Origin of the sequence: Streptomyces canus (assembly GCF_030815415.1) — a bacterium.
In the GTDB taxonomy this organism is placed as follows: Bacteria; Actinomycetota; Actinomycetes; order Streptomycetales; family Streptomycetaceae; genus Streptomyces; species Streptomyces canus_F.
The window spans coordinates 9,027,452-9,053,163 of the sequence record NZ_JAUSWW010000001.1; the positions used below are offsets into that span (position 1 = coordinate 9,027,452).

At 71.1% G+C, this 25,712-nt stretch carries 20 protein-coding genes and 1 pseudogene; 16 read left to right on the plus strand and 5 right to left on the minus strand.

Translation table 11 applies throughout. The features are described 5' to 3' along the window. Positions 1-56: 56 nt before the first annotated feature. Positions 57-1,814, minus strand: a complete 1,758-nt coding sequence (locus QF037_RS41800) for a serine hydrolase (RefSeq protein ID WP_307034527.1) — start codon at positions 1,812-1,814, stop codon at positions 57-59. Positions 1,815-1,899: 85 nt separating this feature from the next. Between QF037_RS41800 and QF037_RS41805 the strand changes: the two genes are divergently transcribed. Further along, positions 1,900-3,009 carry an NAD(P)H-dependent flavin oxidoreductase gene (locus QF037_RS41805; protein ID WP_307034528.1) on the plus strand — a complete coding sequence of 370 codons (1,110 nt, stop codon included), beginning with the start codon at positions 1,900-1,902 and terminating at the stop codon, positions 3,007-3,009. After that, positions 3,006-4,559, plus strand: coding sequence for an acyl-CoA synthetase (locus QF037_RS41810; RefSeq protein WP_307034530.1), 1,554 nt, complete (start codon positions 3,006-3,008; stop codon positions 4,557-4,559). Before QF037_RS41805 ends, QF037_RS41810 begins: the two co-directional genes overlap by 4 nt. A gap of 99 nt (positions 4,560-4,658) precedes the next feature. Here QF037_RS41810 and QF037_RS41815 read toward each other — a convergent pair whose 3' ends face one another. After that, entirely contained in the window at positions 4,659-7,052 is a 2,394-nt protein-coding gene (locus tag QF037_RS41815; protein ID WP_307034532.1) for a penicillin acylase family protein, read from the minus strand. 107 nt (positions 7,053-7,159) lie between these two features. Between QF037_RS41815 and QF037_RS41820 the strand changes: the two genes are divergently transcribed. Further along, on the plus strand, positions 7,160-8,659 hold the full coding sequence (locus QF037_RS41820) for an acyl-CoA synthetase (protein WP_307034534.1): 1,500 nt from the start codon (positions 7,160-7,162) through the stop codon (positions 8,657-8,659). Positions 8,660-8,865: 206 nt separating this feature from the next. Here QF037_RS41820 and paaK read toward each other — a convergent pair whose 3' ends face one another. Then, positions 8,866-10,161: a phenylacetate--CoA ligase PaaK gene (gene paaK / locus QF037_RS41825; protein WP_307034536.1), complete on the minus strand. Its 1,296-nt coding sequence runs from the start codon at positions 10,159-10,161 to the stop codon at positions 8,866-8,868. Between the two features lie 197 nt (positions 10,162-10,358). Between paaK and QF037_RS41830 the strand changes: the two genes are divergently transcribed. Further along, on the plus strand, positions 10,359-11,213 hold the full coding sequence (locus QF037_RS41830; RefSeq protein WP_307034538.1) for an alpha/beta fold hydrolase: 855 nt from the start codon (positions 10,359-10,361) through the stop codon (positions 11,211-11,213). A 37-nt stretch (positions 11,214-11,250) separates the two neighbouring features. Then, the gene (locus QF037_RS41835) at positions 11,251-11,967 is read left to right on the plus strand and encodes an alpha/beta fold hydrolase (protein ID WP_307034540.1); all 717 of its coding nucleotides are present in this window, start codon (positions 11,251-11,253) and stop codon (positions 11,965-11,967) included. Here the strand turns inward: QF037_RS41835 and QF037_RS41840 are convergent. Further along, positions 11,945-13,699, minus strand: coding sequence for a sulfatase (locus tag QF037_RS41840; protein WP_307034542.1), 1,755 nt, complete (start codon positions 13,697-13,699; stop codon positions 11,945-11,947). The genes QF037_RS41835 and QF037_RS41840 overlap by 23 nt on opposite strands. Before the next feature lie 145 nt (positions 13,700-13,844). After that, positions 13,845-15,455, minus strand: coding sequence for an acyl-CoA synthetase (locus QF037_RS41845; protein WP_307034544.1), 1,611 nt, complete (start codon positions 15,453-15,455; stop codon positions 13,845-13,847). A gap of 165 nt (positions 15,456-15,620) precedes the next feature. Between QF037_RS41845 and QF037_RS41850 the strand changes: the two genes are divergently transcribed. The 11 genes and pseudogenes from QF037_RS41850 to QF037_RS41900 all read left to right on the plus strand — a co-directional run bounded on the left by QF037_RS41850 (position 15,621) and on the right by QF037_RS41900 (position 25,659). Continuing rightward, on the plus strand, positions 15,621-16,421 hold the full coding sequence (locus QF037_RS41850) for a crotonase/enoyl-CoA hydratase family protein (RefSeq protein WP_307034546.1): 801 nt from the start codon (positions 15,621-15,623) through the stop codon (positions 16,419-16,421). Positions 16,422-16,560: 139 nt separating this feature from the next. Further along, positions 16,561-17,502, plus strand: a complete 942-nt coding sequence (locus QF037_RS41855; RefSeq protein ID WP_307034548.1) for a Zn-ribbon domain-containing OB-fold protein — start codon at positions 16,561-16,563, stop codon at positions 17,500-17,502. Further along, positions 17,499-18,542, plus strand: coding sequence for a thiolase domain-containing protein (locus tag QF037_RS41860; protein ID WP_307034550.1), 1,044 nt, complete (start codon positions 17,499-17,501; stop codon positions 18,540-18,542). The genes QF037_RS41855 and QF037_RS41860 overlap by 4 nt, the downstream gene beginning before the upstream one ends. After that, on the plus strand, positions 18,539-19,705 hold the full coding sequence (locus QF037_RS41865) for a thiolase domain-containing protein (protein ID WP_307034552.1): 1,167 nt from the start codon (positions 18,539-18,541) through the stop codon (positions 19,703-19,705). The genes QF037_RS41860 and QF037_RS41865 overlap by 4 nt, the downstream gene beginning before the upstream one ends. 107 nt (positions 19,706-19,812) lie before the next feature. Next, entirely contained in the window at positions 19,813-20,055 is a 243-nt protein-coding gene (locus QF037_RS41870) for a DUF397 domain-containing protein (protein ID WP_307034554.1), read from the plus strand. Between the two features lie 128 nt (positions 20,056-20,183). Then, entirely contained in the window at positions 20,184-21,119 is a 936-nt protein-coding gene (locus QF037_RS41875; protein WP_307034556.1) for a universal stress protein, read from the plus strand. Between the two features lie 30 nt (positions 21,120-21,149). Next, positions 21,150-21,749 carry a CGNR zinc finger domain-containing protein gene (locus QF037_RS41880; protein ID WP_307034559.1) on the plus strand — a complete coding sequence of 200 codons (600 nt, stop codon included), beginning with the start codon at positions 21,150-21,152 and terminating at the stop codon, positions 21,747-21,749. Positions 21,750-21,921: 172 nt separating this feature from the next. Continuing rightward, positions 21,922-22,365, plus strand: a pseudogene (locus QF037_RS41885) (ATP-binding protein); the annotation flags it as partial. A gap of 33 nt (positions 22,366-22,398) precedes the next feature. Continuing rightward, complete coding sequence (locus tag QF037_RS41890; protein WP_307037637.1) at positions 22,399-22,572, plus strand: helix-turn-helix transcriptional regulator; 174 nt, start codon at positions 22,399-22,401, stop codon at positions 22,570-22,572. 152 nt (positions 22,573-22,724) lie between these two features. Continuing rightward, on the plus strand, positions 22,725-23,222 hold the full coding sequence (locus QF037_RS41895; protein WP_266831526.1) for a hypothetical protein: 498 nt from the start codon (positions 22,725-22,727) through the stop codon (positions 23,220-23,222). A gap of 208 nt (positions 23,223-23,430) precedes the next feature. Then, the gene (locus tag QF037_RS41900; RefSeq protein ID WP_307037638.1) at positions 23,431-25,659 is read left to right on the plus strand and encodes a glycoside hydrolase family 95 protein; all 2,229 of its coding nucleotides are present in this window, start codon (positions 23,431-23,433) and stop codon (positions 25,657-25,659) included. Positions 25,660-25,712: the final 53 nt, after the last annotated feature.

A 25,712-nucleotide genomic window follows, 5' to 3' on the forward strand; every position in this document is an offset into this window, starting at 1 on the left:
GCCTTGAGAGATCGCCTGCGACGCCTTCTGCCTGAGCGAGTCATCGACGGACGCGTTCAGTCGGCGGCCGGCACCCATCCCACGGCGGCGATCCGTTCGGCGTCACTCGAGCGTGCCTCGTCGAAGAGGAGGCCGTCGGCGGCGCCCACGCGCAGTCCGTCGACGTACGCTCCACGGCCCACGTACAGCCGGTCGGTCGTGTACCGCCAGCGCAGGGTCAGTCGAGGGTGCGCCGGCAGATCCGCCGTGAGCCGGTGCCACACACGGCCCGACCAGCCGGTGACCGTGCCCGTCGGGTGCGTCTCGGCGGGTCGTGTGGTCGTGAACGGGACCGGCTGCCAGGTCGCCCCGCCGTCCGTCGTCGCCTCCAACGCGAGGGCGTCCGACTGAGGTTCGGTGTCCCACCACAGTGCGCACCGCAGCCGAGCGCCGCCGGACGACGTGTCGAGGGCCGGCAAGGTGAGCGTGGCCGTCGTGGCGCTCGCCATGCCGGAGAACCAGGCGCTTCGGCCGTACCGCGGGCGTACCGGAACAGCGCGTGCCAGGTTGTTCGCGGCGGCCACCCGAGGAGCGGAGCCGGAGCGCCAACTCCGCGCCGGGTGCACCGAGTTGCCCAGCACGATCAGAAAGGAGTCCGTCGTCGGGTCGAGGACCAGCGACGTGCCGGTGAAGCCCGTGTGCCCGGCTGTGCGCGGTGTCGCCATCGCGCCCATGTACCAGTGCTGGTAGAGCTCGAAGCCGAGCCCGTGTTCGTCCCCCGGGAACGCGGTGTTGAAGTCGGTGAACATCAGTTCCACGGACTCGCGACGCAGGATGCGGGCCCGGCCGTAGGAGCCCCCGTTGAGCAGCGTCCTGCCGAGGACCGCCAGGTCCCAGGCGCAGGAGAAGACGCCCGCGTGGCCCGCGACTCCGCCCAGGCTGAACGCGTTCTCGTCGTGCACCTCACCCCACACCAGTCCTCGGTCGAGGCCGGACCAGGGCTTTCGTGCGTCTTCCGTCGCCGCGATCCTCGGTTTCCAGGAGGTGGGCGGGTTGTAGCGGGTGCGACGCATGCCGAGCGGGGCGGTGATCTCGTCATGGAGGAGTGTGTCCAGGGTGCGGCCGGTGATCTTCTCCAGGACCAGTTGGAGGGAGATCAGGTTGAGGTCGGAGTAGAGGTACTTCGTGCCCGGCGGGTTGAGCGGTGCCTCGTTCCAGATGAGCTGGAGCTTCTCCTCGTACGTCGGTGCGTTGTAGAGCGGGATCCAGGCGCGGAACCCCGAGGTGTGCGTGAGGAGCTGACGGATCGTGACGTCCTGCTTGCCCGCGCCGGCGAACTCCGGGAGGTACGCGGCGACCGTGCCCTCCAGCTCCAGCGCGCCCCGCTCGATCTGCTGCACCGCCAGGATCGAGGTGAACAGCTTGGACACCGAGGCCAGGTCGAAGACGGTGTCCTCGGCCATGGGGATCCGGTCCTCGGGCGGGAACTCGACGCCGGTGTCGGTCTTCTCGTCGTATGCCGAGTAGCGCACCGCCATGCCGATCGGCCGGTGCAGCGCCACGGTGTCGCCGCGTCCGGCGAGCAGCACGGCCCCCGCGTACCAGGGGTGCTTGGGGGAGGGGGCGAGGAACGTCTCCGCGTCGGTGACGAGTTGGCGCAGATGGGCGGCGAGGAGGCCGGCCTGCGCCGGGGTGCCGTGGCGCAGTGTGCTGCGGCTGGTGGACGCGGCCGCGAGCCCGGCGGGGAACGGGGCGATGGCCAGCGCGCCCCCCAAGGCAAGGGATCTTCGGGTGATGTGACGGCGGGTCAGTCCGGGGGACACCTCATCAGTCATCGTGGAACTCTAACCCGGCGACCGAATCTGACGGAGCATCAGAAAACCCCTTCCGTCCTCCGGAGGACTGCGGCATCCTGCGCCCATGCAGACGGAGCTGAGCAAGAAACTGGGAGTCGAGCACGCCATCTTCGGCTTCACGCCGTTCCCCGCCGTCGCTGCGGCCATCAGCCGGGCCGGCGGCTTCGGCGTGCTCGGCGCGGTCCGCTACACCGCCCCCGACGACCTCAAACGCGACCTCGACTGGATCGAGGCCCATGTCGAGGGCAGGCCGTACGGGCTGGACGTCGTCATGCCCGCCAAGAAGGTCGAGGGGGTGACCGAGGCCGAGGTCGAGGCCATGATCCCCGAGGGACACCGGCAGTACGTCAAGGACACCCTGGCCAAGTACGGCGTGCCCGAACTGGCCGAGGGGGAGGTGTCCGGCTGGCGGATCACCGGGTGGATGGAGCAGGTCGCCCGCACCCAGCTCGACGTCGCCTTCGACTATCCGATCAAGCTGCTCGCCAACGCCCTCGGCTCACCGCCCGCGGATGTCGTGGATCGCGCCCATGACCGGGGCGTGCTCGTCGCCGCGCTCGCGGGCAGCGCCCGGCACGCCGTCAAACACAAGGAAGGCGGCATCGACATCGTCGTCGCGCAGGGCTACGAGGCCGGCGGACACACCGGCGAGATCGCCTCGATGGTGCTGACCCCCGAGGTCGTCGACGCCGTCGACCCGCTGCCGGTACTGGCCGCGGGCGGCATCGGCAGCGGACGGCAGGTGGCGGCCGCGCTGGCGCTCGGCGCCCAGGGTGTGTGGCTGGGCTCGCTGTGGCTCACCTGCACCGAGGCCGAGATGTCCTCGCCCGCGGTGACGCGGAAGCTGCTGGAGGCGGGCTCCGGCGACACGGTCCGCTCGCGCGCCCTGACCGGGAAACCCGCACGCCAGCTGCGGACCGAGTGGACGGACGCCTGGGACGACCCGAACGGCCCCGGCACCCTGCCCATGCCCCTCCAGGGCCTGCTCGTCGCCGATGCCCTCACGCGCATCCAGAAATACGAGGTCGAGCCCCTGCTCGGCACCCCCGTCGGACAGATCGTCGGCCGGATGAACAGCGAACGCAGTGTCCAGGCCGTCTTCGACGACCTCACCCGCGGCTTCGAGCAGGCCGTCGACCACGTCAACCGCATCGCCGGAAGGAGCGGCCAGTGACGAGCACACCCCCGCCCGGCTTCTGGGCCCAGGCCACCGCCGACCCCGACCGCACCGTCCTCGTCGCCCCCGACGGCGAGAAATGGACCGCCGGCCGGCTGCACGCCGCCGCCAACCGTCTCGTCCACGGTCTGCGCGCCGCCGGCATGGAACGCGGGGACGCCTTTGCGGTCGTCCTGCCCAACGGCGTCGACTTCTTCACCGCCCATCTCGCCGCCACCCAGGCCGGGTTCTACCTCGTCCCGATCAACCACCACTTCGTGGGCCCGGAGATCGCCTGGATCGTCGCCGACTCCGGCGCCAAGGTCTTCCTCGCCCACGAGCGCTTCGCCGGCCCCGCCCGCCAGGCCGCCGACGAAGCGGGCCTGCCCGCCACCCACCGGTATGCGATCGGCGAGGTCGAGGGCTTCCGCCCGTATGCCGAACTCCTCGAAGGACAGCCGGAGTCGGCGCCCGAGGACCGCACCCTCGGCTGGGTCATGAACTACACCTCGGGCACCACAGGCCGCCCCCGCGGCATCCGCCGCCCGCTGCCCGGCAAGCTCCCCGAGGAGGCCTACCTCGGCGGCTTCCTCGGCATCTTCGGCATCAGGCCCTACGACGACAACGTGCACCTCGTCTGCTCGCCGCTCTACCACACGGCGGTTCTCCAGTTCGCGAGCGCGTCGCTGCACATCGGTCATCGCCTGGTGCTGATGGACAAGTGGACGCCCGAGGAGATGCTCCGGCTGATCGACCAGGAGCGATGCACCCACACGCACATGGTCCCGACCCAGTTCCACCGCCTGCTGGCGCTGCCGGAGGACATCAGGGCGCGCTACGACGTCTCCGCCATGCGGCACGCCATCCACGGCGCCGCGCCCTGCCCCGACCATGTGAAGCGGGCGATGCTCGACTGGTGGGGCCCCTGTGTGGAGGAGTACTACGCGGCCAGCGAGGGCGGCGGCGCCTTCGCCACCGCGGAGGACTGGCTGAAGAAGCCGGGCACGGTCGGAAAGGCCTGGCCCATCAGCGAGTTGGCGATCTTCGACGACGACGGCAACCGGCTGCCGCCCGGTGAACTGGGCACCGTGTACCTGAAGATGAACACGGGCGGCTACTCGTACCACAAGGACGAGACGAAGACGAAGAAGAACCGCATCGGCGACTTCTTCACCGTCGGTGATCTCGGCCTCCTCGACGAGGACGGCTATCTCTTCCTCCGCGACCGCAAGATCGACATGATCATCTCGGGCGGGGTCAACATCTATCCCGCCGAGATCGAGTCCGTCCTGCTCCAGCACCCCGCCGTCGCCGACGCCGCCGCCTTCGGCATCCCGCACGACGACTGGGGCGAGGAGGTCAAGGCGGTCGTGGAACCGGCCCCGGGCCACGAACCCGGACCCGACCTGGCCGCCGACGTCCTCGCCCACTGCGCCGGCCGGCTCGCCGGCTACAAGTGCCCGAAGACGGTCGACTTCATCACCGAGATGCCTCGCGACCCCAACGGCAAGCTGTACAAGCGACGGCTGCGGGACCCGTACTGGGAGGGCCGCGTCCGCCAGGTGTGAGCCCCTGCAACAGGGGCTCCCCGAACCCCACGGTGTCGTCCGGCTCTCACCGGAGAGCTGGACGACACCGGGTCCGGCTACGCCCTGACGGCGTGGGACTCAGCGTTCGCGCACATGGACCACTTTCAGTCCGGGCGACGTCAGGATGTCGCGCTCACAGAAGCGGGACGTCACCCACTTCTCCTGGGAGTACAGCCGGGTCTGGTCGCTGGAGTGCGGTGCGTTCGGGTTCGAGGACTGGGAGTACGACAGGAGGGTGCGGGCCACCGGACAGCGGCTGCCGTCCCAGCCGACCGCCTGGATGTAGCTGGAGCCGGTGGTCACCTCCGTGTAGCCCCCCTGAGCCGGGTCCCACACCGGCTCGACCTTGTTCCAGATGCCCAGGAACTCGGTGCCGCCCGAGACCGCGATGCGCTGACCATTACGTACGACGAACTGGTGCTGTCCGAGCGGGGAGTTCAGCGCGATGCCCGCCGCCCGCAACTCGGAGACCGCGTCCGCGAGGGCCGTGGCGAAGGCGGGCGCCGCCGTGTTGAGGGTGTTCGGTGTGTGCACCGGGTCGGCGGCCGAGAACGGCACCTTCCACAGCTGGGCCGCCGGGATCTTCCGCCACAGCCGGTCGAAGAGCAGCGCGCCCCGGCTGTCGGTGTTCACCGTACGGTCCCATGCGGCGAGCACCCCACAGGCCCCGCTGACATCAACGGCTGTGCCGTCACTGCCCGTTGCCGTACCTCCCGGCAGCGCCGCGCACGCCTTCGCCGCGTCGGCCGCGGCCAGGTCGCCCGCGGGCACCCGGTTGGCGAACTGCTGCGCCTGCAGATCCCGCACGGTCAGCCGACCGCGCTGTGCCATCGCCGACACGTCCTCGATCGCGCCCCGGGTCCGCAGCGAGCGCTGTGTGCCGATGGTGCCGAAGACCCGCTCGTACCCGGTCAGCGGCCGGTCGGCGTTGGCGAGCCAGGCGCTGTCGTTGGAGTTCTCCGCGTACGCGGCGTCCGTGAGGGTCGGCATCTTCGCCGGACCGAAGACGCCCGGCTGCACGGCGTCGGGATCGGAGCCGAGCGCGCAGTCGGCACGCGAGCCGTCGAGGATCGCCAGCCCGGCGGAGGGATAGGTGACCTTGCCCAGGGGCGTGGAGCAGCGCTGGGCCAGCTCGTCGGTGATGCGGGGGAGCACCTGGGACTGGGTGAACAGGGTGTGGCCGCCCGAGTCGGCGGCGACCGTGTTCACCCACGGCAGGCCCTGTGTGCGCCGGAGCGAGCCGAGGACCTCCGCCGTGGAGCGGGCCTGGCTGAAGCCGAGGGCGGTGTCGGAGCCGCGCAGGTTGGCGGAGTTGGGATCGTTGAGGGCGTACGCCGTCGTGCTGGACCAGGGCAGGGGCAGCGAGGCGCCGAACGAGGTGACCACGGGCCCGTACCGGGTCCACCACTGCGTCCGTGTCACCGGGGCTCCGTCCTTCACCCGGACGGTCACCGTGCGCTGGGTCATCTTCTCCGGCCTGCCGTCCACGAGGTACGCCGTGGGGTTGGCCGGATCCAGCGTCAGCTGGTGGAGGTTGAGGGGGACGCCGGTCGCGACGGTGTGGCTCCACGCCACCTTCGCGTTGTGACCGATGGAGACCGTCGCGGAGCCGAGCAAGGAGCCGCCGGAGACGTTGAGTTCGCCGGGGATCGTCTGCTGCGACTGCCAGAAGCGACGGCCGCCCTGCCAGGGATAGTGGGGGTTGCCGAGCAGCAGTCCGCGGCCGTTCGCGGTGGTCGTGCCGCTGAAGGCGACGGCGTTGGAGCCCATGTCGGCGGTGTCGGCGGCCAGCAGTTCCCGGGCCGCCCGGGCGGTGTCCTGGGCGTCAGGTGCTGCCGTGGAGGTCGTGGTGGGCGGCTGGGCGGCGGTGATGCCGTCCACACCGCGCCCCTGCCCGCCGAGGACGGCGAGCGCGAAGCCGCGCGCGGCCACGTCGAGGGCCGTCACCGGGCGGACCCAGGCGGCGCCCTTGCAGGCGGGGTCGGTGACGCGGTTCTGCTCGAGCCAGGCGTTGTAGCCGGCCGCGAAGCCCCGCATCAGGTCCTTCGCCTGGCGGCTCGGCCCCCGCGGCGCCGGTTCGGCGAGCAGCTTCTCGACCGTGCGCGCCTCCCGGACGCCCTGGAAGTAGAGGTCGCTGGAGAGGTTCCTGGCGGCCGAGGAGAGCGAGAAGTCGGGTGCCGCGTCGGGCCCGAAGAACCGGGAGCGTTCCCCGCGCACGGTCACGAAGCCGTCGGCGAGCGTGCACACCTGGTCGGCGGCCTGCGCCCATCCGGTGCCGAAGCCGAGGTCCGTGTAGTTCCTCGCGAGGATGTGCGGGATGCCGTACTCGGTGTAGCGGATCGTGGCGGACAGGCCGCCGTGCGAGGGGTGCTGCTGACGGTTCTGGCCTTCGGCCGCGGCTGCCGGCAGCGCGGACGCGGCGGTGAGCAGGGCGACTGCCGCGACGAGTATGCGTCTGAGGCGGGTGCGCATCGTGCCTCCCAACGTCATTGAGGGAAGGGGCGGTTGAGCGTACCAACGGGTATGTGTCCTGGACCCGTGCTTGACCTCCCGCGGTGCGGGACCGAGGATCATGTGTCATGACGCCTGGACACGGCAGCACGGTTGACGGGGTGCTGCGGCGCAGCGCCCGGCGCACCCCGGCACGGGTCGCCGTGGAGTACGGCGACCGCTCATGGACGTACGAGGAACTCGACGAGGCCGTGTCGCGCGCGGCGAGCGTCCTGCTCGCCGAAGGCCTGACGCCGGGCGACCGGGTCGGCGCCTTCGGCCGCAACTCCGACGCCTACCTCATCGCCTTCCTCGGCTGCGCCCGCGCGGGCCTGGTGCACGTCCCCGTGAACCAGCACCTGACCGGCGAGGATCTGGCGTACATCGTTCGCCAGTCGGGCAGCGCACTCGTCCTCGCGGATCCGGACCTGGCTGACCGCCTCCCCGATGGCGTACGCACCCTGCCCTTGCGTGACGCGGACGACGCGCTGCCGGCCCGGCTGGAGTCGGCGCCCGTGTACGACGGGCCCGAACCGCGCAGCGAGGACCTGGTCCAGCTGCTCTACACCTCGGGCACGACGGCGCTCCCGAAGGGCGCGATGATGACGCACCGCGCCCTGGTGCACGAGTACCTGAGCGCCATCACGGCACTGGACCTGAGCGCGGGCGACCGTCCCGTGCACGCCCTCCCGCTGTACCACTCGGCGCAGATGCATGTGTTCCTGCTGCCGTACCTGGCGGCCGGGGCGACCAACATCATCCTCGACGCGCCCGACGGCGACCGGATCCTCGACCTGATCGAGGAGGGCCGCGCGGACAGCCTCTTCGCGCCGCCGACGGTGTGGATCGGCCTGTCGAACCGCCCCGACTTCACCACCCGCGATCTCGGCGGACTGCGCAAGGCTTACTACGGCGCGTCGATCATGCCGGTGCCCGTCCTTGAGCGGCTGCGCGCACGACTCCCCAAGCTCGCCTTCTACAACTGTTTCGGGCAGAGCGAGATCGGCCCGCTGGCCACGGTCCTGGCCCCGGACGAGCACAAGGGCCGGATGGACTCGTGCGGCCGCCCGGTGCTCTTCGTCGACGCCCGCGTGGTCGACGAGGAAGGCAAGGAGGTCCCCGACGGCACACCGGGCGAGATCGTCTACCGCTCACCGCAGTTGTGCGAGGGCTACTGGGACAAGCCCGAGGAGACCGCCGACGCCTTCCGCGACGGCTGGTTCCACTCCGGCGACCTCGCGGTCCGCGACGCCCACGGCTACTTCACGATCGTCGACCGTGTGAAGGACGTCATCAACTCCGGGGGCGTACTGGTCGCTTCACGCCAGGTGGAGGACGCGCTCTACACCCATGACGCCGTCGCCGAGGTGGCGGTGATCGGTCTGCCGGACGAGCGCTGGATCGAGGCCGTGACGGCCGTCGTCGTCCCCCGCGCAGGGGAAGAGGTGGAGGAGGCCGAACTCATCGCTCACGCACGCGAGAAGCTCGCCCACTTCAAGGCGCCGAAGCGGGTGCTGTTCGTGGACGAGCTGCCCCGGAACGCGAGCGGGAAGATCCTCAAGCGGGAGCTCAGGGACCGGTTCGCCTAGGCCCTGTCGTCACATTCCCGTCGTCCGCCCGAAGGGCGGGCCCCGCGGCGTCAGGTGCGTGCTCTCGGCGTGCCGGGCACAGGCCCTCGTACTGGTTGTACGTGGGTTTGTGCCCGGTGCGGCGAGTGGGGGCCCCTCCCACGCCCTCAAGGCAGTGGGGGAGCGTGCATGGCGTCGCGGGGCAGGCGGGAATGTGACGACAGGGCCTAGCGGGGGCGCAGGTCCACGATCCGGCGGATCTTGCCCACCGACCGTTCCAGCGACTCGGGTTCGACGATCTCGACGGTGACGGAGACGCCGATGCCGTCCTTCACGGCGGCGGTGATCGCCGACGCGGCCGCTTCCCTCGCCTCGGGGGTGGCACCGGGGCGGGCCTCGGCACGTACGGTGAGGGCGTCGAGGCGGCCTTCGCGGGTGAGGCGGAGCTGGAAGTGCGGCGCCACGCCGGGCGTCCGCAGGACGATCTCCTCGATCTGGGTGGGGAAGAGGTTCACGCCGCGCAGGATCACCATGTCGTCGCTGCGGCCGGTGACCTTCTCCATGCGGCGGAACACGCGTGCCGTGCCCGGCAGCAGCCGCGTCAGGTCCCGGGTCCGGTACCGGACGACGGGCATCGCCTCCTTGGTGAGCGAGGTGAAGACCAGCTCGCCCTTCTCGCCGTCCGGCAGCACCCCACCGGTGACCGGGTCGACGACCTCGGGGAAGAAGTGGTCCTCCCAGATGTGCAGCCCGTCCTTGGTCTCCACGCACTCCTGCGCCACCCCCGGGCCGATCACCTCGGACAGCCCGTAGATGTCGACCGCGTCGATCGCGAACCGCTCCTCGATCTCCCGGCGCATCCGCTCCGTCCAGGGCTCGGCACCGAAGACGCCGACGCGGAGGGAGGTGCCGCGCGGGTCGATGCCCTGGCGCTCGAACTCGTCCAGGATCGTCAGCATGTACGACGGGGTCACCATGATGATGCCGGGCTTCAGGTCCTGGATCAGCTGGACTTGACGGGCCGTCATGCCACCGGACGCGGGGATGACCGTACAGCCGAGCCGTTCGGCGCCGTAGTGGGCGCCGAGCCCGCCGGTGAACAGGCCGTAGCCGTAGGCGACATGGACGATGTCGCCCGGCCGCGCACCCGCTGCACGGAGCGAGCGGGCCACCATGTCGGACCACAGGGAGAGGTCCCCGTCCGTGTAGCCGACGACCGTCGGGCGCCCGGTGGTGCCGCTCGACGCGTGGATACGGCGGACGCGGTCCTGCGGTACGGCGAACATCCCGTACGGGTAGTTCTCGCGCAGGTCGGCCTTGGTGGTGAAGGGGAAGCGGGCGAGATCTCCGAGGGACCGGCAGTCGTCCGGACCGACCCCCGCCTTGTCGAAGGACTCCCGGTAGAACGGCACATGGTCGTACGCGTGCCGCAGAGACGTCCGCAGCCGCTCCAACTGGAGTGCTTTCAGCCCCTGTTGGTCGAGTCGTTCCCCCGCGTCCCACAGCTCCGTCGCGTCCGCCACCGGAACGTCTCCTTCACCAACCACGGCAATACGGGCGACCGATCATTCGGTCGAGATGCTGAGGATCAGTAATCCAGGCCACCGGCGATCAAGCAAGGGGTCGGCCCGCACTTTCTCGACGCGTCGGTTCCGCATCGACCGGGCTCCGGGAGGGAACTCCGTTGCGACGCGGACGCGGGACGGTGAGGATCGGCGCCATGCCGACCTTCACCTCGTACGACGGGACCGAACTCGCCTACCACCTGAATGGTGAGGGGCCGCCCCTCGTCGTCCTGCCCGGCGGACCCATGCGTGCCTCCGTCTACCTCGGGGACCTGGGCGGCCTCGGCGCGCACCGGCGACTCGTCCTGCTCGATCTGCGGGGCACCGGAGCCTCCGCGGCCCCCGCCGATCCGGCGACGTACCGCTGCGACCGGCTCGTGGACGACGTGGAGGCACTGCGGGTCCACCTGGGACTGGCGGAGCTGGATCTGCTCGCGCACTCGGCCGGCGGCAGTCTCGCCATGCTGTACGCCGCCCGGTATCCGACGCGGGTACGGCGGCTGGCGCTGGTCACGGCCGTTCCGTGGGCGCTGGGCATGCCGGTGACGGACGAGGACCGGCTGGCCGCGGCTCCGCTGCGCAAGGACGAGCCGTGGTTCGAGGAGGCGTTCCCCGCGTTCGCGGCCTCGCTCGACGGGACCGGCGGGTACGACCCCGTGTTCGCGCCCTTCTTCTACGGCCGCTGGGACGAGGCGGCCGCGGCCCACGACGCGCGCGGGGACGAGGAGTTCAACGACGAGGCGGGAGACGTGTACGGATCGGCCGGCGCCTACGACCCGCCCGCCACCCGGGAGGCGCTCGGGCGGCTGGATCGTCCGGTGCTCGTGCTCGCGGGGGAGGTCGACAACGCCCCCCGGCCCGAGCTCGCCCGCCGCGCCGCGGACGTGTTCCCGCACGCCGAGCTCGTCGTGCAGCCCGGTGCCGGGCACTATCCGTGGCTGGACGACCCGGAGTGGTTCGTACGACGGATCGTCACGTTCCTCGGAGCGCCTCTGCCCTCGGCAGAGTAGAAGCGTCGTCCGCCGCGCCCCGGATACGTTGCCCGGCATGGACATCCTCACGGCCAACGGCATCACCCTCGCGTACCGCACCTGGGGTCCCGAGGACGCGCCGCCCGTCCTCCTGCTGCACTCCCGGGGCGCCGACGGCGCGGACTGGACGCCGATCGCCGAGCAGCTCGCCGCAGGACCGCATCCGCGCCGGCTGTACGCCCCCGACCTGCGCGGTCACGGACGCAGTGACTGGCCCGGCACCTATGGGCTCGAGGAGATGCGCGACGACATCCGGGAGTTCCTGACCGCTGTCGGCATCGCACGCACCGACCTGATCGCCCACTCTCTGGGCGGCCTCGTCGCTTGCCTCCTCGCCCAGCAGGCACCTGGTCTCGTACGCCGCCTGGTCCTGGAGGATGTACCCGCGCCCCTCCCGCTCGACCCGCCCCGGCCGCCCGCCGTACGCCCCGACGGTGATCTGCCGTTCGACTGGGCGATGATCCGGGCGACCGACGGCCAGCGGAACGCCCCCGATCCTGTGTGGTGGGACCACATGGGGCGGATCACCATGCCCACGCTGGTGGTGGGGGGCGGGCCGAACAGTCCCATCCCTCAGGAGCAGGTCGCCGCCGTCGCCGAGCGACTTCCCGACGCGCGGCTGGTGACCGTCGACGCCGGGCATCTCGTGCACGAGACGCGACCCGAGGAGTTCCTGGCGGTCGTGGAACCCTTCCTCGCCGGACGGGCCGTCACTTCGCGTACGCCGTCATGAACCGGTCGCGGAACGTGTCCATGCCCCACTCGGGCGCGTTCCCGGCGGGCTTGAGCCCGTCCGTCCACCCCCAGTCGGCGATCCGGTCGAGAATCTTCGGGTCGCGGGCGACGATCGTGATGGGCACGTCCTTGTTGGTGTCGCCCCCGGTGACCGTCGGGACGGGCTGGTGGTCACCGAGGAAGACGAGGACCGTGTCGTCGTCGCCGTAGCGCTCGACCCACTCGGTCAGGCTCTGCAGCGAGTACTCGATCGCCTTGCGGTACTCCGTGCGCACGGACTTGGAGCTCTTCCAGACCTCCTTGGGGTCCGTGCCCTCCTTCTTGATCTGCTCGAAGACCGAGCCGTCACCGAGCTGGTCCCAGTCGACCATGCGGGCGATGGGGGACCAGGGGTTGTGGCTGGAGGCCAGGATGATCTCCGCCATGATCGGGTCGCGGTTCTCCTTGCCGTGCTCCAGGCGCTCGAAGGCCTCCAGGCTGAACTGGTCGGGCACCGGCGTCCAGCTGAAGTAGGGACCGTTGTAGCCGAGGTGCGTGGAGTCGTAGATGTGGTCGAGGCCGAAGTACTTGCCCTCGGGCCAGGCCTTGCGCACTCCCGGCACGATACCGACCGTGCGCCAGGCGCCGGTCTTCTGGAAGTAGCTGGTCAGGGTCGCGCGGTCGCCACCGGTCAGGCTCCGGTAGCGCTGCTGGTTCTTGACCCACAGACCGGACAGGAACGTCGAGTGGGCGAGCCAGCTGCCGGCGCCCGTCACGGGCGAGCGGAGCCAGCCGCTGCGCGAGGCGAAACCGGCGGCCTTGAGCCTGCTGTTGCCCTGCTGGAGGGCCGCGTCGATCTGCGGGGCCATCGCCGGGTCGTCGATGGCGACCCGGCCGTAGCTCTCGATGAAGGTGAACAGGACGTCCTTGCCGCGCAGCCCGGTCAGCAGCTGGTCGGGCGGGGTCTTGGAGAAGGCGTCGACGGTGGCCTTCTTCTCGAACTCCTGGGCGTCGAAGATGCCGTCGCGCACCTGCTGCACCCGGTTGGCGACGAACTGGGTGTTGCCCTTGGTGGCGAAGGGGACCCCGCCGAACTGCACGCCCAGCGTGAAGCAGACGATCCACACGATGCCGAGGACGAGCGTGCTGCGCAGCGCGACGGGACGGTGCCGGACCAGGAGGTTCGTCAGCCGCACCACCGAGAGCGTGCACAGGGCGAGGACGGCGACGGCCAGCACGATGGCCCCGGTCACCGCGAGCACCTGCCCCGAGCGGCCGAACGACTCCCTGACGAAATCGGTCGCGTCGTCCAGCAGGATCCAGTCGAAGACCAGGTCGAAGGGGCGGGCCAGGGTCTGGCGGAAGCCCATGTCGAGGAACTTGACGATGGTGAACAGCCCGATGAGCACGCCCGAGACGACGGCCGTGACGCGCCGTGCCCGCCTCGGCAGCGCGAGGAGCAGGCCCGCGAGGAGGATCGCCTCCACGGGCAGGCGCAGGAACGCCTGGACGTTCATCCGGTCGAGACGGTTGGGCATGAGCAGCGCGCCGAGCACCAGGGCGGCGGCCAGGACGGTCGTGCCGATGGTCACGCCGCGCGCGGTACGGGGGAAGCGGGTCCGCCAGCCGAACCAGCCGGGCTTCTCCCTGACCTCCCCGACCGTCTGCTGCCCCGTCTCCTGGGCTTCCGTCTCCGCACCGCCCTCGGCGGCTTCCGGCAGCTGACGAGAGCGAGGTGTGAAGAGCGACACCCGGCGGTCCTTCCGTACGGTCTTGCGATGGCATGCCAACAGGGCCCTGTGACCGAGCCTGCCACCACCAGTACGTCCGCACGTCACCTTCGGTTCAATCCCACGGGACCGAAACCGAGGAAAAGCCGGGGAAGGGGCCGGTGGATCACCCGTCCGCCCGCACCGCCACCTCCCGTGCCCACCGGTAGTCGGCCTTCCCGCTGGGAGACCGCTGGATGGAGTCCTCGATCACCAGCTGGCGCGGGATCTTGTACCCCGCGAGCCGACTGCGGCAGTGCGTGCGGATGTCGTCGAGGGACGGCCGGGGCGCGCCCTCGCGCAGCTGTACGACGGCTGCCACATGGTGGCCCCACGTGGTGTCCGGCACCCCGGCCACCAGTGCGTCGTACACGTCGGGATGGGACTTGAGCGCCTGTTCGACCTCTTCGGGGTACACCTTCTCGCCGCCGGTGTTGATGCACTGGGAGCCCCGGCCGAGGACGATGACGACGCCGTCCTCGTCCACGGTCGCCATGTCGCCGAGCAGCACCCAGCGCTCTCCGTCCTTCTCGAAGAAGGTCTCCGCGGTTTTGCGCGGGTCGTTGTAGTAGCCCAGCGGCACATGGCCGCACTGCGCGACGCGGCCCACCTCGCCGACGGCGACCGGCTCGTGCGTGGCCGGATCGACCACCTGCGTACGGGAGTTGACCCGCACCCGGAAGCCGCGCTCGGGGCCGGCGTCATCGGTGGCCGTGCCGTTGAAGCCGGACTCCGAGGAGCCGAAGTTGTTGAGCAGCATCACGTTCGGGACGAGCTCCAGGAACTGCCGGCGCACGGTGTCCGACATGATCGCCCCCGACGAGGACACGCTGAACATCGACGAGGTGTCCGTGCCCTTCATGGGGCCCTTGAGGGCGTCGATCAGCGGCCGCAGCATCGCGTCCCCGACCAGGGACATGCTGGTGACCTTCTCCCGCTCGATCGTCCGCAGTACGTCCTCGGGTGAGAACTTGCGGTGCAGTACGACCCGTTGGCCGAAGTTGAAGCCGATGAAGGCGGTGAGCGTGGAGGTGCCGTGCATCAGCGGGGGAGTGGGGAAGAAGGTGATCCCCGAACCGCCGGCCGCGACCCGCTCGGCGAGCTCCTCGGGCTTCTTCACCGGCTCGCCGGTCGGCGCCCCGCCGCCCATCCCCGAGAAGAACAGGTCCTCCTGGCGCCACATCACCCCCTTGGGCATCCCGGTGGTGCCGCCGGTGTAGATGATGAACTGGTCGTCGCCGGAGCGCTGCGGGAACCCGCGCTCGGGGGACCCGGCGGCCTCGGCGTCCGTGAAGGCCACGGCGTCCACGCCGGGCACGGGGTCGCCCACGCGCACCAGGTGGCGCAGCTTCTCGGTCAGCGGCAGCGCGGCGGCCACCCGGTCGGTGAGCTCCGCGTCGAAGACCAGGCCCACCAGATCGGCGTCCCGGTAGAGATAGACCAACTCTTCCTCGACGTAGCGGTAGTTGACGTTCACCGGCACGGCCCGGGCCTTCAGGCAGCCGAGCGCGACCTGGAGGTACTCGATGCCGTTGTACATGTGCAGCCCGACGTGCTCACCCGGCCGTATCCCGCTGTCGATCAGATGGTGACCGATGCGGTTGGCCGCCGTGTCCAGCTCCGCGTACGTCAGCCGGCGCACCGCACCCGTGCCGGGGACGTCGATGTACACCAGCGCCTCGCGGTCCGGGACCACGTCGACGACCGACTCGAACAGGTCGGCAAGGTTGTACTCCACCGCTCCTCCTGACCTCGCTCCGCACCGGTTGCCGGTCATCAGAGCAAAGGGCGACCCAACTGTGAAGGCTCCGCGCGAAGAAATCTGACTGACTGTCAGAAAACTCTTGAAGAGCCCGGGCCGCTCCTGCAACCTGTTCTCGTTCTTTGAGAGGGGAGATGGGCGATGGGTGGCACGGAACACCTCACTGTGCAGCGCGAAGGCGCCACACTGGTGCTCACACTCAACAGGCCGGAGGCCAAGAACGCGCTCTCGCTGGCGATGCTCGTCGGCCTGTACGACGGCTGGGTCGAGGCCGACGCCGACGACTCGGTCCGCTCGATCGTGTTCACCGGCGCGGGCGGCTCGTTCTGCGCCGGCATGGACCTCAAGGCCCTGGCCGGCAAGGGCATGGAGGGAGAGCAGTACCGGGACCGGCTCAAGGCCGACCCCGACCTGCACTGGAAGGCGATGCTGCGCCACCATCGCCCGCGCAAGCCGGTGATCGCCGCGGTGGAGGGCCACTGCGTGGCCGGTGGCACCGAGATGCTCCAGGGCACCGACATCAGGGTCGCGGGCGAGTCGGCGACCTTCGGCCTGTTCGAGGTCAGACGCGGGCTGTTCCCGATCGGCGGCTCCACGGTCCGCCTCCAGCGCCAGATCCCGCGCACCCACGCCCTGGAGATGCTGCTCACCGGCCGCCGGTACAGCGCCCGCGAGGCCCTGGACATCGGTCTGATCGGACACGTGGTCCCCGACGGCACGGCACTGGCCAAGGCCCTGGAGATCGCCGAACAGATCAATGCCTGCGGTCCGTTGGCGGTCGAGGCCGTCAAGGCCTCGGTGTACGAGACCGCCGAGATGACCGAGACCGAAGGCCTCGCCGCCGAACTCAAGCGCGGCTGGCCCGTCTTCGACACCGCCGACGCCAAGGAAGGGGCCCGCGCCTTCGCGGAGAAACGACCGCCCACCTACAAGCGAGCGTAGCGCCCGGCTGGGTGCGGCGGTTCGGACACCGCGGGCCGTCAGTGGCCGGTCGCGCGCACGCGGCGGAGCCGCAGATGTCACAGCCTCGCGCCCCTCCCGGGCGCGAGCCACCCACCCCGCTCCGAAGGAGGCAACCCCGATGCCCGCAGTCCTCAAAGCTCCACTCGTCGTCGAATTCCCCTTCACCCGCTCCCTCGGCCCCGTCCAGAGCGCGTTCCTCACCGGCCTGCGCGACCGCGTCGTCCTCGGTGTGAAGACCGGCGACGGCCGCACCCTCGTACCCCCCGTCGAGTACGACCCCGTCACCGCCGAGGAGATTCGCGACCTCGTCGAGGTCGCCCCCACCGGCACGGTCACCACCTGGGCCTGGAACCACGAACCCCGCCGCGGCCAGCCCCTCTCCTCGCCCTTCGCCTGGGTCCTGGTCCGCCTCGACGGCGCCGACACCGCTCTCCTCCACGCCCTCGACGCTCCCGGCCCCGACGCCGTGCACACCGGCCTGCGCGTCCGCGTCCGCTGGGCCGAGGACCGCGTCGGCGCGATCACCGACATCGCCTGCTTCGAGCCGTACGACGGCGACCCGGCCGAACCGGCCGGCCACAGCGGCGCGTTCGAGGACCCGGTCACCGGCATCGTCGCGGCCGCCCGCCTCGACTACGTCTACTCGCCCGGACGCGCCCAGAGCGCCTACATCAACGCCCTCTCCGAACGGCGCAACGTCGGCGAACGCTGCCCGTCCTGCCGCAAGGTGTACGTGCCGCCCAGGGGCGCGTGCCCCACCTGCGGCGTCGCCACCTCGGAACAGGTGGAGGTGGGACCGGGCGGCACGGTCACCACGTTCTGCATCGTCAACATCAAGGCGAAGAACCTCGACATCGAAGTGCCCTACGTCTACGGCCACATCGCCCTCGACGGAGCCGGGCTCGCACTGCACGGACGCATCGGCGGCATCCCGTACGACCAGGTCCGGATGGGCCTGCGCGTCGAACCGGTGTGGACGCAAGGGGGCCGCTTCCCCGACCACTACCGGCCCACGGGAGAACCCGACGCGGACTACGAGACGTACAAGGAGCTGCTGTGACCAGGGACATCGCCGTCGTCGCCTTCGCCCAGTCCGACGTCCTGCGCACCACCGAGGAACAGTCCGAGGTGGAGATGCTCATGCCGGTCCTGCACGACGTCCTGGACCGGACCGGCCTGAAGACCGCGGACATCGACTTCACCTGCTCCGGCTCCTGCGACTACCTCGCCGGCCGCGCCTTCTCCTTCACCCTCGCCCTCGACGGCGTCGGCGCCTGGCCGCCGATCTCCGAGTCGCACGTCGAGATGGACGGCGCGTGGGCGCTGTACGAGGCCTGGACCAAACTGCTCACCGGGGACGCGGACACCGCGCTCGTCTACTCCTACGGCAAGTCCTCGCCCGGCTCGCTGCGCGACGTGCTGACCCGGCAGCTCGACCCGTACTACGTGGCCCCCCTGTGGCCCGACTCGGTCGCCCTCGCCGCCCTCCAGGCGCAGGCACTCATCGACGCGGGCGCCACCGACGAACCGGCACTGGCCGCGATCGGTGCCCGCAGCCGTGCCGTCGACAACCCGCGCGCCCAACTCAAGGGACCCGTCCCGCAAGGGGACTACGTCGTACGGCCGTTGCGCACCGGCGACTGCCCGCCGATCGGCGACGGAGCGGCCGCGGTGGTGCTCGCGGCAGGGGAGCGGGCCCGCGACCTGTGCACGCGCCCCGCCTGGATCCGCGGCATCGACCACCGCATCGAGGCACACGCCCTCGGCGTCCGCGACCTGACCGACTCGCCCTCCACCCGCCTCGCCGCCGAGAAGGCGGGCGCCTTCGAACGGCCCGTCGACACCGCCGAGTTGCACGCGCCGTTCAGCTCCCAGGAGATCGTGCTGCGCAAGGCACTGAGGCTGGACGACGACGTCCGGGTCAACCCGTCCGGCGGGGCACTCGCCGCCAACCCGATGATGGCCGCCGGGCTGATCCGCATCGGTGAGGCCGCCGCCCGCATCCATCGAGGCGAGTCCGACCGGGCCCTCGCGCACGCCACCTCCGGCCCCTGTCTGCAACAGAACCTGGTCGCCGTACTGGAAGGGGATCCGCGATGAGCAAGGAGCCCGTGGCCGTCATAGGCATCGGTCAGACCAAGCATGTCGCCGCCCGGCGGGACGTGTCGATCGCCGGGCTCGTACGGGAGGCGGCGCGACGGGCCCTCGACGACGCCGAGTTGGACTGGGCCGACATCGACGCCGTCGTCATCGGCAAGGCGCCCGACTTCTTCGAGGGCGTCATGATGCCGGAGCTGTATCTCGCGGACGCGCTCGGCGCGGTGGGCAAGCCGATGCTGCGGGTGCACACGGCGGGCTCGGTGGGCGGTTCGACGGCACTGGTCGCCGCGGGGCTCGTCGCGGCCCGCGTGCACGGCACCGTCCTGACACTGGCCTTCGAGAAGCAGTCCGAGTCCAACGCCATGTGGGGCCTGTCCCTGCCGATCCCCTTCCAGCAGCCCCTGCTGGCCGGGGCGGGCGGCTTCTTCGCCCCGCACGTACGCGCGTACATGCGGCGCAGCGGCGCGCCCGACACGGTCGGCTCGCTGGTGGCGTACAAGGACCGGCGCAACGCGCTCAAGAACCCGTACGCGCATCTCCACGAGCACGACATCACCCTGGAGAAGGTCCAGGCCTCGCCCATGCTCTGGGACCCCATCCGCTACTCCGAGACCTGCCCGTCCTCCGACGGGGCCTGCGCGATGGTGCTCTCCGACCGGGCGGGGGCGGCCCGCGCGCCGCGCCCGCCCGCGTGGATGCTCGGCGGTGCCATGCGCAGCGAGCCGACGCTCTTCGCGGGCAAGGACGCGGTCTCGCCGCAGGCCGGAAAGGACTGCGCGGCCGATGTGTACCGGCAGGCGGGCATCGCCGATCCGCGCCGGGACATCGACGCCGTGGAGATGTACGTGCCGTTCTCCTGGTACGAGCCCATGTGGCTGGAGAACCTCGGTTTCGCCGACGAGGGCGAGGGCTGGAAGCTCACCGAGGCGGGAGTGACGGAGCTGGACGGCGATCTGCCCGTCAACATGTCGGGCGGCGTCCTGTCCACCAATCCCATCGGCGCCTCCGGCATGATCCGCTTCGCGGAGGCGGCTCTGCAGGTGCGCGGGCAGGCCGGGGAGCACCAGGTGGAAGGCGCCCGCAGGGCGCTGGGACACGCTTACGGCGGCGGATCGCAGTTCTTCTCGATGTGGCTCGTGGGGTCCGAACCCCCCGATGCGTGAATTGCCTCCCGGAAGGTCACCGAAAGGTCCCCCCTCACGTGGCCTGTCGGCACTCGGAGTCGATCGCTAGGCTGACCGCGGACGACGCAATCGGGAGGAGCACGGACGTGGCCGAGACCACCATCCAGCAACAGCCGCTCATGGGCTGGGACAAGCCCGAGCTGGACCTCACCAGCGCCGACTGGCACTCCAGCAGCCGTGGCCTGGGGGATGTCCAGATCGCCTTTGTCGAGGGTTTCATCGCGATGCGCAACAGCGGCCGCCCGGAGAGCCCTTCCCTGATCTTCACGCCTGCCGAGTGGGGCGCGTTCGTGTCGGGCGCGCGGGAAGGGGAGTTCGACCTCACGTGAGGTGACGGGCCGATCCGGCGGTGTTTCACCTGTTTTTCCGGACACGCGACCTTGAGCAGCCCGCCGGGGCCGGCGTCTGAGCGACGCTGGCTGCCGGGGACAGGTCGTTCTCCGGAGGTGAGGAACCCATGAGCACCCTGCCGGTCATCGCGGCGGTCGACGGTTCGGACGACAGCCTGCGCGCCCTGGACTGGGCCCTCGACGCCGCCCGCAGGCGCCGGGCACCGTTGCGGGTGGTCCATGTACGGCAGTACGCCGCGTGGGCCCGGCCCGACGTCCTGACCGCCGGTCCGCCGGAGCCGGACCAGGACTCGGTGCTGGACGAGGCGCGCACCCGGGTGGCGGAGATCGCCGACCCGCCGGCGACCGAATATCTCGCGCTGGAGGGCGCACCGCCCGCGCTGCTGCCCGAACTGGGCTCGACCGCCCAGCTGTTGGTGCTCGGCTCGCGGGGGCGTGGTGGCTTCGCGAGCCTGCTGCTCGGCTCCAACGGCATGGCCGCCGCGCGCGACGCGGAGTGCCCGGTGGTCGTGGTGCCGCGGCCGGGTCGTGATGGGGGCACCTCCCACGCCTTTCGGGCAGTGGGGGAGGACTCGCAGCCGCCCGCCGAACCGGGACCGCGTGTGGTCGTCGGCCTCCAGGCCGACAGCCCCGACGAGACCACGCTCGCCTTCGCCTTCGCCGAGACCGCCCTGCGGGGTGCCCGCCTCCAGGTCGTCTCCGCCTACCAGTGGCCGCTCCAGACATGGGCGATGCCGGGCGAGCTCGTCCCCGTGATGATCGACCAGGACGCCGTCGAGAGAGAGACCCGCACGCTGGCCGAGGGCTTCCTCGCCCCGCACCGCGAGCGGCATGCCGAGGTACGGGTCGATCTCCATGTGGCCCCGGGTGACGCGGCCGGGCATCTCGTCGGGGCCTCCGAGGACGCCGAGCTGGTCGTCGTCGGCCGGCACCGGCGCCGGCTGCTGGCGCCTGCCCGCATGATGGGCTCGGTGACGCAGGCGGTGCTGCTGCACGCGGCGAGCCCGGTGGCGGTGGTCCCGCCGGAACCCGGGAACGCCTAATGGGTGAGATGGTCGCCTATCATTAGGTCCATGCAGGACTCGACCGACAGGGACACCCGCCTCGCCCTGGACCTCGCCCTCACCGTCCGCCATGACGGGCACGGGGGCGTGGCCGATGACCTGGGCGAGCCCGCCGGGCTCACCGCATGGGTGCGGGCCCACCCCGACGTCGTGCCGAACGCCGCCGCGTACGAGGCCGCAGACGCGGAGCTGAGCGCCGTACGAGAGCTGCGCGCCGCCGTCCGGGCCCTGTTCGCCCGCGCGGTACGCCCCGGAGAGCCGAGCCCCGCCGACGCCGCGCGGCTGCTGCCCGCACCGCAAGCCGTCGAACTGCTCAACGCGGCTGCCGCTCGCACCCCCACCGTCCCCGTTCTGCGATGGTCCGACGGCTCCGGACCCTCCGTGCGGCGTCGGGCGGTGCGCGGCGAGGGAGAACTGACGGCGGTCCTCGCGCAAGCCGTGATCGGCTTCCTCACGGGCCCCGACCGGGAGCGGTTGCGCGCGTGCCACGCGCCGCGCTGTGTGCGGTACTTCATCAAGGAGCATCCGCGGCAGGAGTGGTGCAAGCCGGCTTGCGGGAACCGGGCCCGGGTGGCCCGGCATCATGAGCGGCACAAGGGGAGCGCCTAGCCGCGCACCGTGGAGAGTCGGACCGATCAAGGTCGACGCGTTCGAGGTGACTTGAGCGGAGCCCGCCGACAGGGGCTCGCGCCGCCCGCCGGAAGCGTACGCTGAGGTGCCTGTAGGTCACGCTGCGCGCCCGCTCCCCGCGTGGGTGTACCACCGTGGCAGGGGGCGCACCATGGGCCGGCGCAGCACCAGGAGCAGCAGGACGCTTTTCGAGCGTGAAAGTGAACTCGCCGCCGTGGACGAGGCGTTGGGCGAGCTCACCGGTCTGCGCGCGGACGGGTCGGAGTCGGCCGGCCGGCCTCGCGGCGCGCTGCTCGCCTTCGCCGGAAGGGCAGGGATCGGCAAGACGACCCTGCTGGCCGAGGTCCGCCGGCGTGCCGCCGCACGGGGCTGCACCGTGCTCTCCGCGCGCGGCGGGGACCAGGAGCAGCGCGTCGCCTTCCACGTGGCCCGGCAACTTCTGCAACCCCAGCTCGCCGACGCGGCGGAGACCGATCTCCGGGCCCGGCTGGGCAGTTGGTACGACATCGTCGGCCCGGCCCTCGGACTGTGCGCGCCCACCGGCGGAGCCCCGCCCGATCAGCAGGGCCTGCGGGACGGACCGGACGGGGTGCTCCCGCGTCGCCTGCACAGCACGGACACGGACACAATGACGACTCGCGAACGCACGGCAGCCACCATGACGGCCGAGGGCCTCACCCAGCGTGAGATCGCCGACGGGCTGGGCATCGACGAGCCGGCGATCACCCGCCTGCTCTCGGCGGTCTACCGAAAGCTGGGCACCGACCACAGTGGACTGGCGGCGGCTCTCGAACCAACGTAGCGCCCCACCCACCAAGGGGCGCGGGGCCGTGTCGATGTGCGGCTCCGCCGCGTGGGCGCGACCAGCCCCCACCCACCCGCACCCGGATATCGACCGAAGCACCCCAGGACCGCACGTGCCCATCGCCGAACGGCACCCCGTACCATGGGCGCATGTCGTTCCTCCGCCGCCGCAGCGCAACTCCCGCCGGCCCCGACTTCGACGTCCTGGCCATGGACCCGGGCGACTGGCCCGGCAACCTCGGCGCCGGTCTGCTGCCCGCCCCCGACGGCACCTGCCAGGGTGTCTTCCTGCGCTACGACCTGTTCGGCGGCCGCGGCCCCGCGATGATCATCGGCAACCTCCCCGAGGGCTCCCCGGCCCGGGAGCTCGCCGAGGGCGAGGTCCCCTTCGAGGTGGCCCAGCTGCTGATCGCGCTGGAGAACGAGGAGGAGGTGAGCGTCGTAGGCGCCGAGGACGTGCCGGTGATGCAGGGCGACAACCTCCTGGTGGTGCGGCGCCTGAAGCTCTCCGAGGGCCGGATCTCCTGCGTGCAGTTCGACCGCAGCGACAATGTCCTGGTGACCATCGCCGCGTGGGACCGCCCGATCACCGACGATCTGTACGCCCTCCTGAAGCCGCTGCCGGCGGAGCTCTTCCAGCAGGGCTGACCCCGACCCCTCCCGGTTCGGGATTCCGCACGCCTTGTCATGACCCTTGTCGCCAAGTCATCGGACCTCTAGCGTCAAGGTCATGTCGTATGAGATCACTCGAAGAACGACGTTGAAGGCTGCGGCAAGCTGTACCGGTGCGCTCGCGTTAGGGGCCGGTGTCGGTGAGGCGGTCGCTGATTCCTCCGATGTATCGGGGCAGCCGTTGGTGCTCTGGTACGCCACCCCCGCCACCGACTGGGAACGCGAAGCCCTCCCCATCGGCAACGGCGCACTCGGCGCCATGATCTTCGGAACCCTCGCCTCCGAACGGCTCCAGTTCAACGAGAAGACCCTGTGGACCGGCGGCCCCGGTTCGGCCCAGGGCTACGACCACGGCAACTGGCGCGATGCCCGCCCCGGCGCCGTCACCGCCGTCCAGGACGATCTCGACGCCCGGACCACCCTCGACCCCGACGCGGTCGCCGCCCGCCTCGGCCAGCGGCGCGTCGGCTACGGCGCCCACCAGACCTTCGGCGACCTCCACCTCGACCTCCCCGGCGCACCGGCCACCACCCCGGACGACTACCGCCGCGAGCTCGACCTCGACAAGGCCGTCGCGTCCGTCACGTACACCCACCAAGGGGTACGCCACCGGCGGGAGTTCTTCGCCTCCCACCCCGACGGCGCGATCGTGGGCCGGCTGAGCGCCGACCGGCCCGGCGGCGTCACCTTCACCCTCCGGTACACCTCGCCGCGCGCCGACTTCACCACCACCGCGGCCGACGGAACCCTGACGGTGCGGGGCGCACTCGCCGACAACGGTCTGCGCTTCGAGGCGCGGATCCGGGTCCACAGCCAAGGCGGCACCCTCAGCTCCCGCACTGACGGCACCCTCACCGTGACCGGCGCCGACAGCGCCTGGTTCGTCCTGGCCGCGGGCACCGACTACGCCGACACCTACCCCGGCTACCGGGGCGCGGACCCGCACACCACCGTCACCCGGACCGTCGAGCAGGCGGGCACCGACCACCAGGCGCTCCTGCGCCGCCATCTGCGCGACCACCGCGCCCTGTTCCGCCGGGTCGCCCTCGACATCGGCCAGGAACCGCCCGCGGACGTCCCCACGGACCGGCTGCTGTCCGCCTACACCGCCGGCCCGACCGCGGCCGACCGCGCCCTGGAAGCCCTCTTCTTCCAGTACGGCCGCTACCTCCTCATCGCCTCCTCACGCCCCGGCTCCCTGCCCGCCAACCTCCAGGGCGTCTGGAACCAGAGCACCTCGCCCCCGTGGTCCGCCGACTACCACGTCAACATCAACCTGCAGATGAACTACTGGCTCGCCGAGGCCGCGAACCTCGCCGAGACGACGGAGCCCTACGACCGTTTCGTCGAGGCGCTGCGCGCCCCGGGACGCCGCAGCGCACAGGAGATGTTCGGCTCGCGCGGCTGGGTCGTGCACAACGAGACCAATCCGTACGGCTTCACCGGTGTGCACGACTGGGCGACCGCGTTCTGGTTCCCCGAGGCGGCGGCCTGGCTCACCCAACAGCTGTACGAGCACTACCGGTTCGGCGGCTCCACGGCCTACCTCCGCACCACCGCCTACCCGGCGCTGAAGGAGGCCGCCGAGTTCTGGCTGGACAACCTGCGCACCGATCCGCGCGACGGCACCCTCGTCGTCACGCCCAGCTACTCGCCGGAGCACGGGGACTTCACGGCCGGCGCGGCCATGTCGCAGCAGATCGTCCACGACCTGTTCACCAACACCCTCGAAGCGGCCCGGATCCTCGGCGACTCACCCGGCTTCCGCCGCCGACTGGAAGAGACGCTCGGGCGGCTCGACCCCGGCCTGCGCATCGGCTCCTGGGGACAACTCCAGGAGTGGAAGGCCGACCTGGACGATCCCGCCGACGAACACCGGCATGTCTCCCACCTGTTCGCCCTCCACCCGGGACGCCAGATCGAGCCCGGCAGCCGGTGGGCCGAGGCGGCCAAAGTCTCCCTCACCGCGCGCGGCGACGGCGGCACCGGCTGGTCCAAGGCGTGGAAGGTCAACTTCTGGGCCCGGCTGCGCGACGGCGACCACGCCCACCTCATGCTCGGCGAACAACTCAGACTCTCCACCCTGCCCAACCTCTGGGACACCCACCCGCCGTTCCAGATCGACGGCAACTTCGGTGCCACGTCGGGGATCGTGGAGATGCTCCTGCAGAGCCAGCACGGCGTGATCGAGGTACTGCCGGCCCTGCCCGCCGCCTGGCCCGACGGCTCGGTCCGGGGACTGCGGGCCCGCGGCGGTGCCACCGTCGACGTCGAGTGGGCCGGCGGCCGGGCGACCCGGATCGCGCTGACGGCGGCACGGACACGTGAACTGGCCCTACGCAGCGACCTGTTCTCAAGCGGCGAGCTGACGTTCAAGGCGGTCGCGGGCCGCCACTACACCTGGAAGGCCTGAACCTCCGCGACCGCCTCTCACCGAGGAGTGGCACCGCCGACTGCCGGACGCTC

What these genes read in the sequence shown, in the direction of transcription:
- QF037_RS41800 (WP_307034527.1), bottom strand. Translation starts at nt 1,814, where the DNA reads ATGACTGATGAGGTGTCCCCCGGACTGACCCGCCGTCACATCACCCGA.
- QF037_RS41805 (WP_307034528.1), top strand. Translation starts at nt 1,900, where the DNA reads ATGCAGACGGAGCTGAGCAAGAAACTGGGAGTCGAGCACGCCATCTTC.
- QF037_RS41815 (WP_307034532.1), bottom strand. Translation starts at nt 7,052, where the DNA reads ATGCGCACCCGCCTCAGACGCATACTCGTCGCGGCAGTCGCCCTGCTC.
- QF037_RS41820 (WP_307034534.1), top strand. Translation starts at nt 7,160, where the DNA reads ATGACGCCTGGACACGGCAGCACGGTTGACGGGGTGCTGCGGCGCAGC.
- QF037_RS41830 (WP_307034538.1), top strand. Translation starts at nt 10,359, where the DNA reads ATGCCGACCTTCACCTCGTACGACGGGACCGAACTCGCCTACCACCTG.
- QF037_RS41835 (WP_307034540.1), top strand. Translation starts at nt 11,251, where the DNA reads ATGGACATCCTCACGGCCAACGGCATCACCCTCGCGTACCGCACCTGG.
- QF037_RS41850 (WP_307034546.1), top strand. Translation starts at nt 15,621, where the DNA reads ATGGGTGGCACGGAACACCTCACTGTGCAGCGCGAAGGCGCCACACTG.
- QF037_RS41855 (WP_307034548.1), top strand. Translation starts at nt 16,561, where the DNA reads ATGCCCGCAGTCCTCAAAGCTCCACTCGTCGTCGAATTCCCCTTCACC.
- QF037_RS41865 (WP_307034552.1), top strand. Translation starts at nt 18,539, where the DNA reads ATGAGCAAGGAGCCCGTGGCCGTCATAGGCATCGGTCAGACCAAGCAT.
- QF037_RS41875 (WP_307034556.1), top strand. Translation starts at nt 20,184, where the DNA reads ATGAGCACCCTGCCGGTCATCGCGGCGGTCGACGGTTCGGACGACAGC.
- QF037_RS41880 (WP_307034559.1), top strand. Translation starts at nt 21,150, where the DNA reads ATGCAGGACTCGACCGACAGGGACACCCGCCTCGCCCTGGACCTCGCC.
- QF037_RS41890 (WP_307037637.1), top strand. Translation starts at nt 22,399, where the DNA reads ATGACGACTCGCGAACGCACGGCAGCCACCATGACGGCCGAGGGCCTC.
- QF037_RS41895 (WP_266831526.1), top strand. Translation starts at nt 22,725, where the DNA reads ATGTCGTTCCTCCGCCGCCGCAGCGCAACTCCCGCCGGCCCCGACTTC.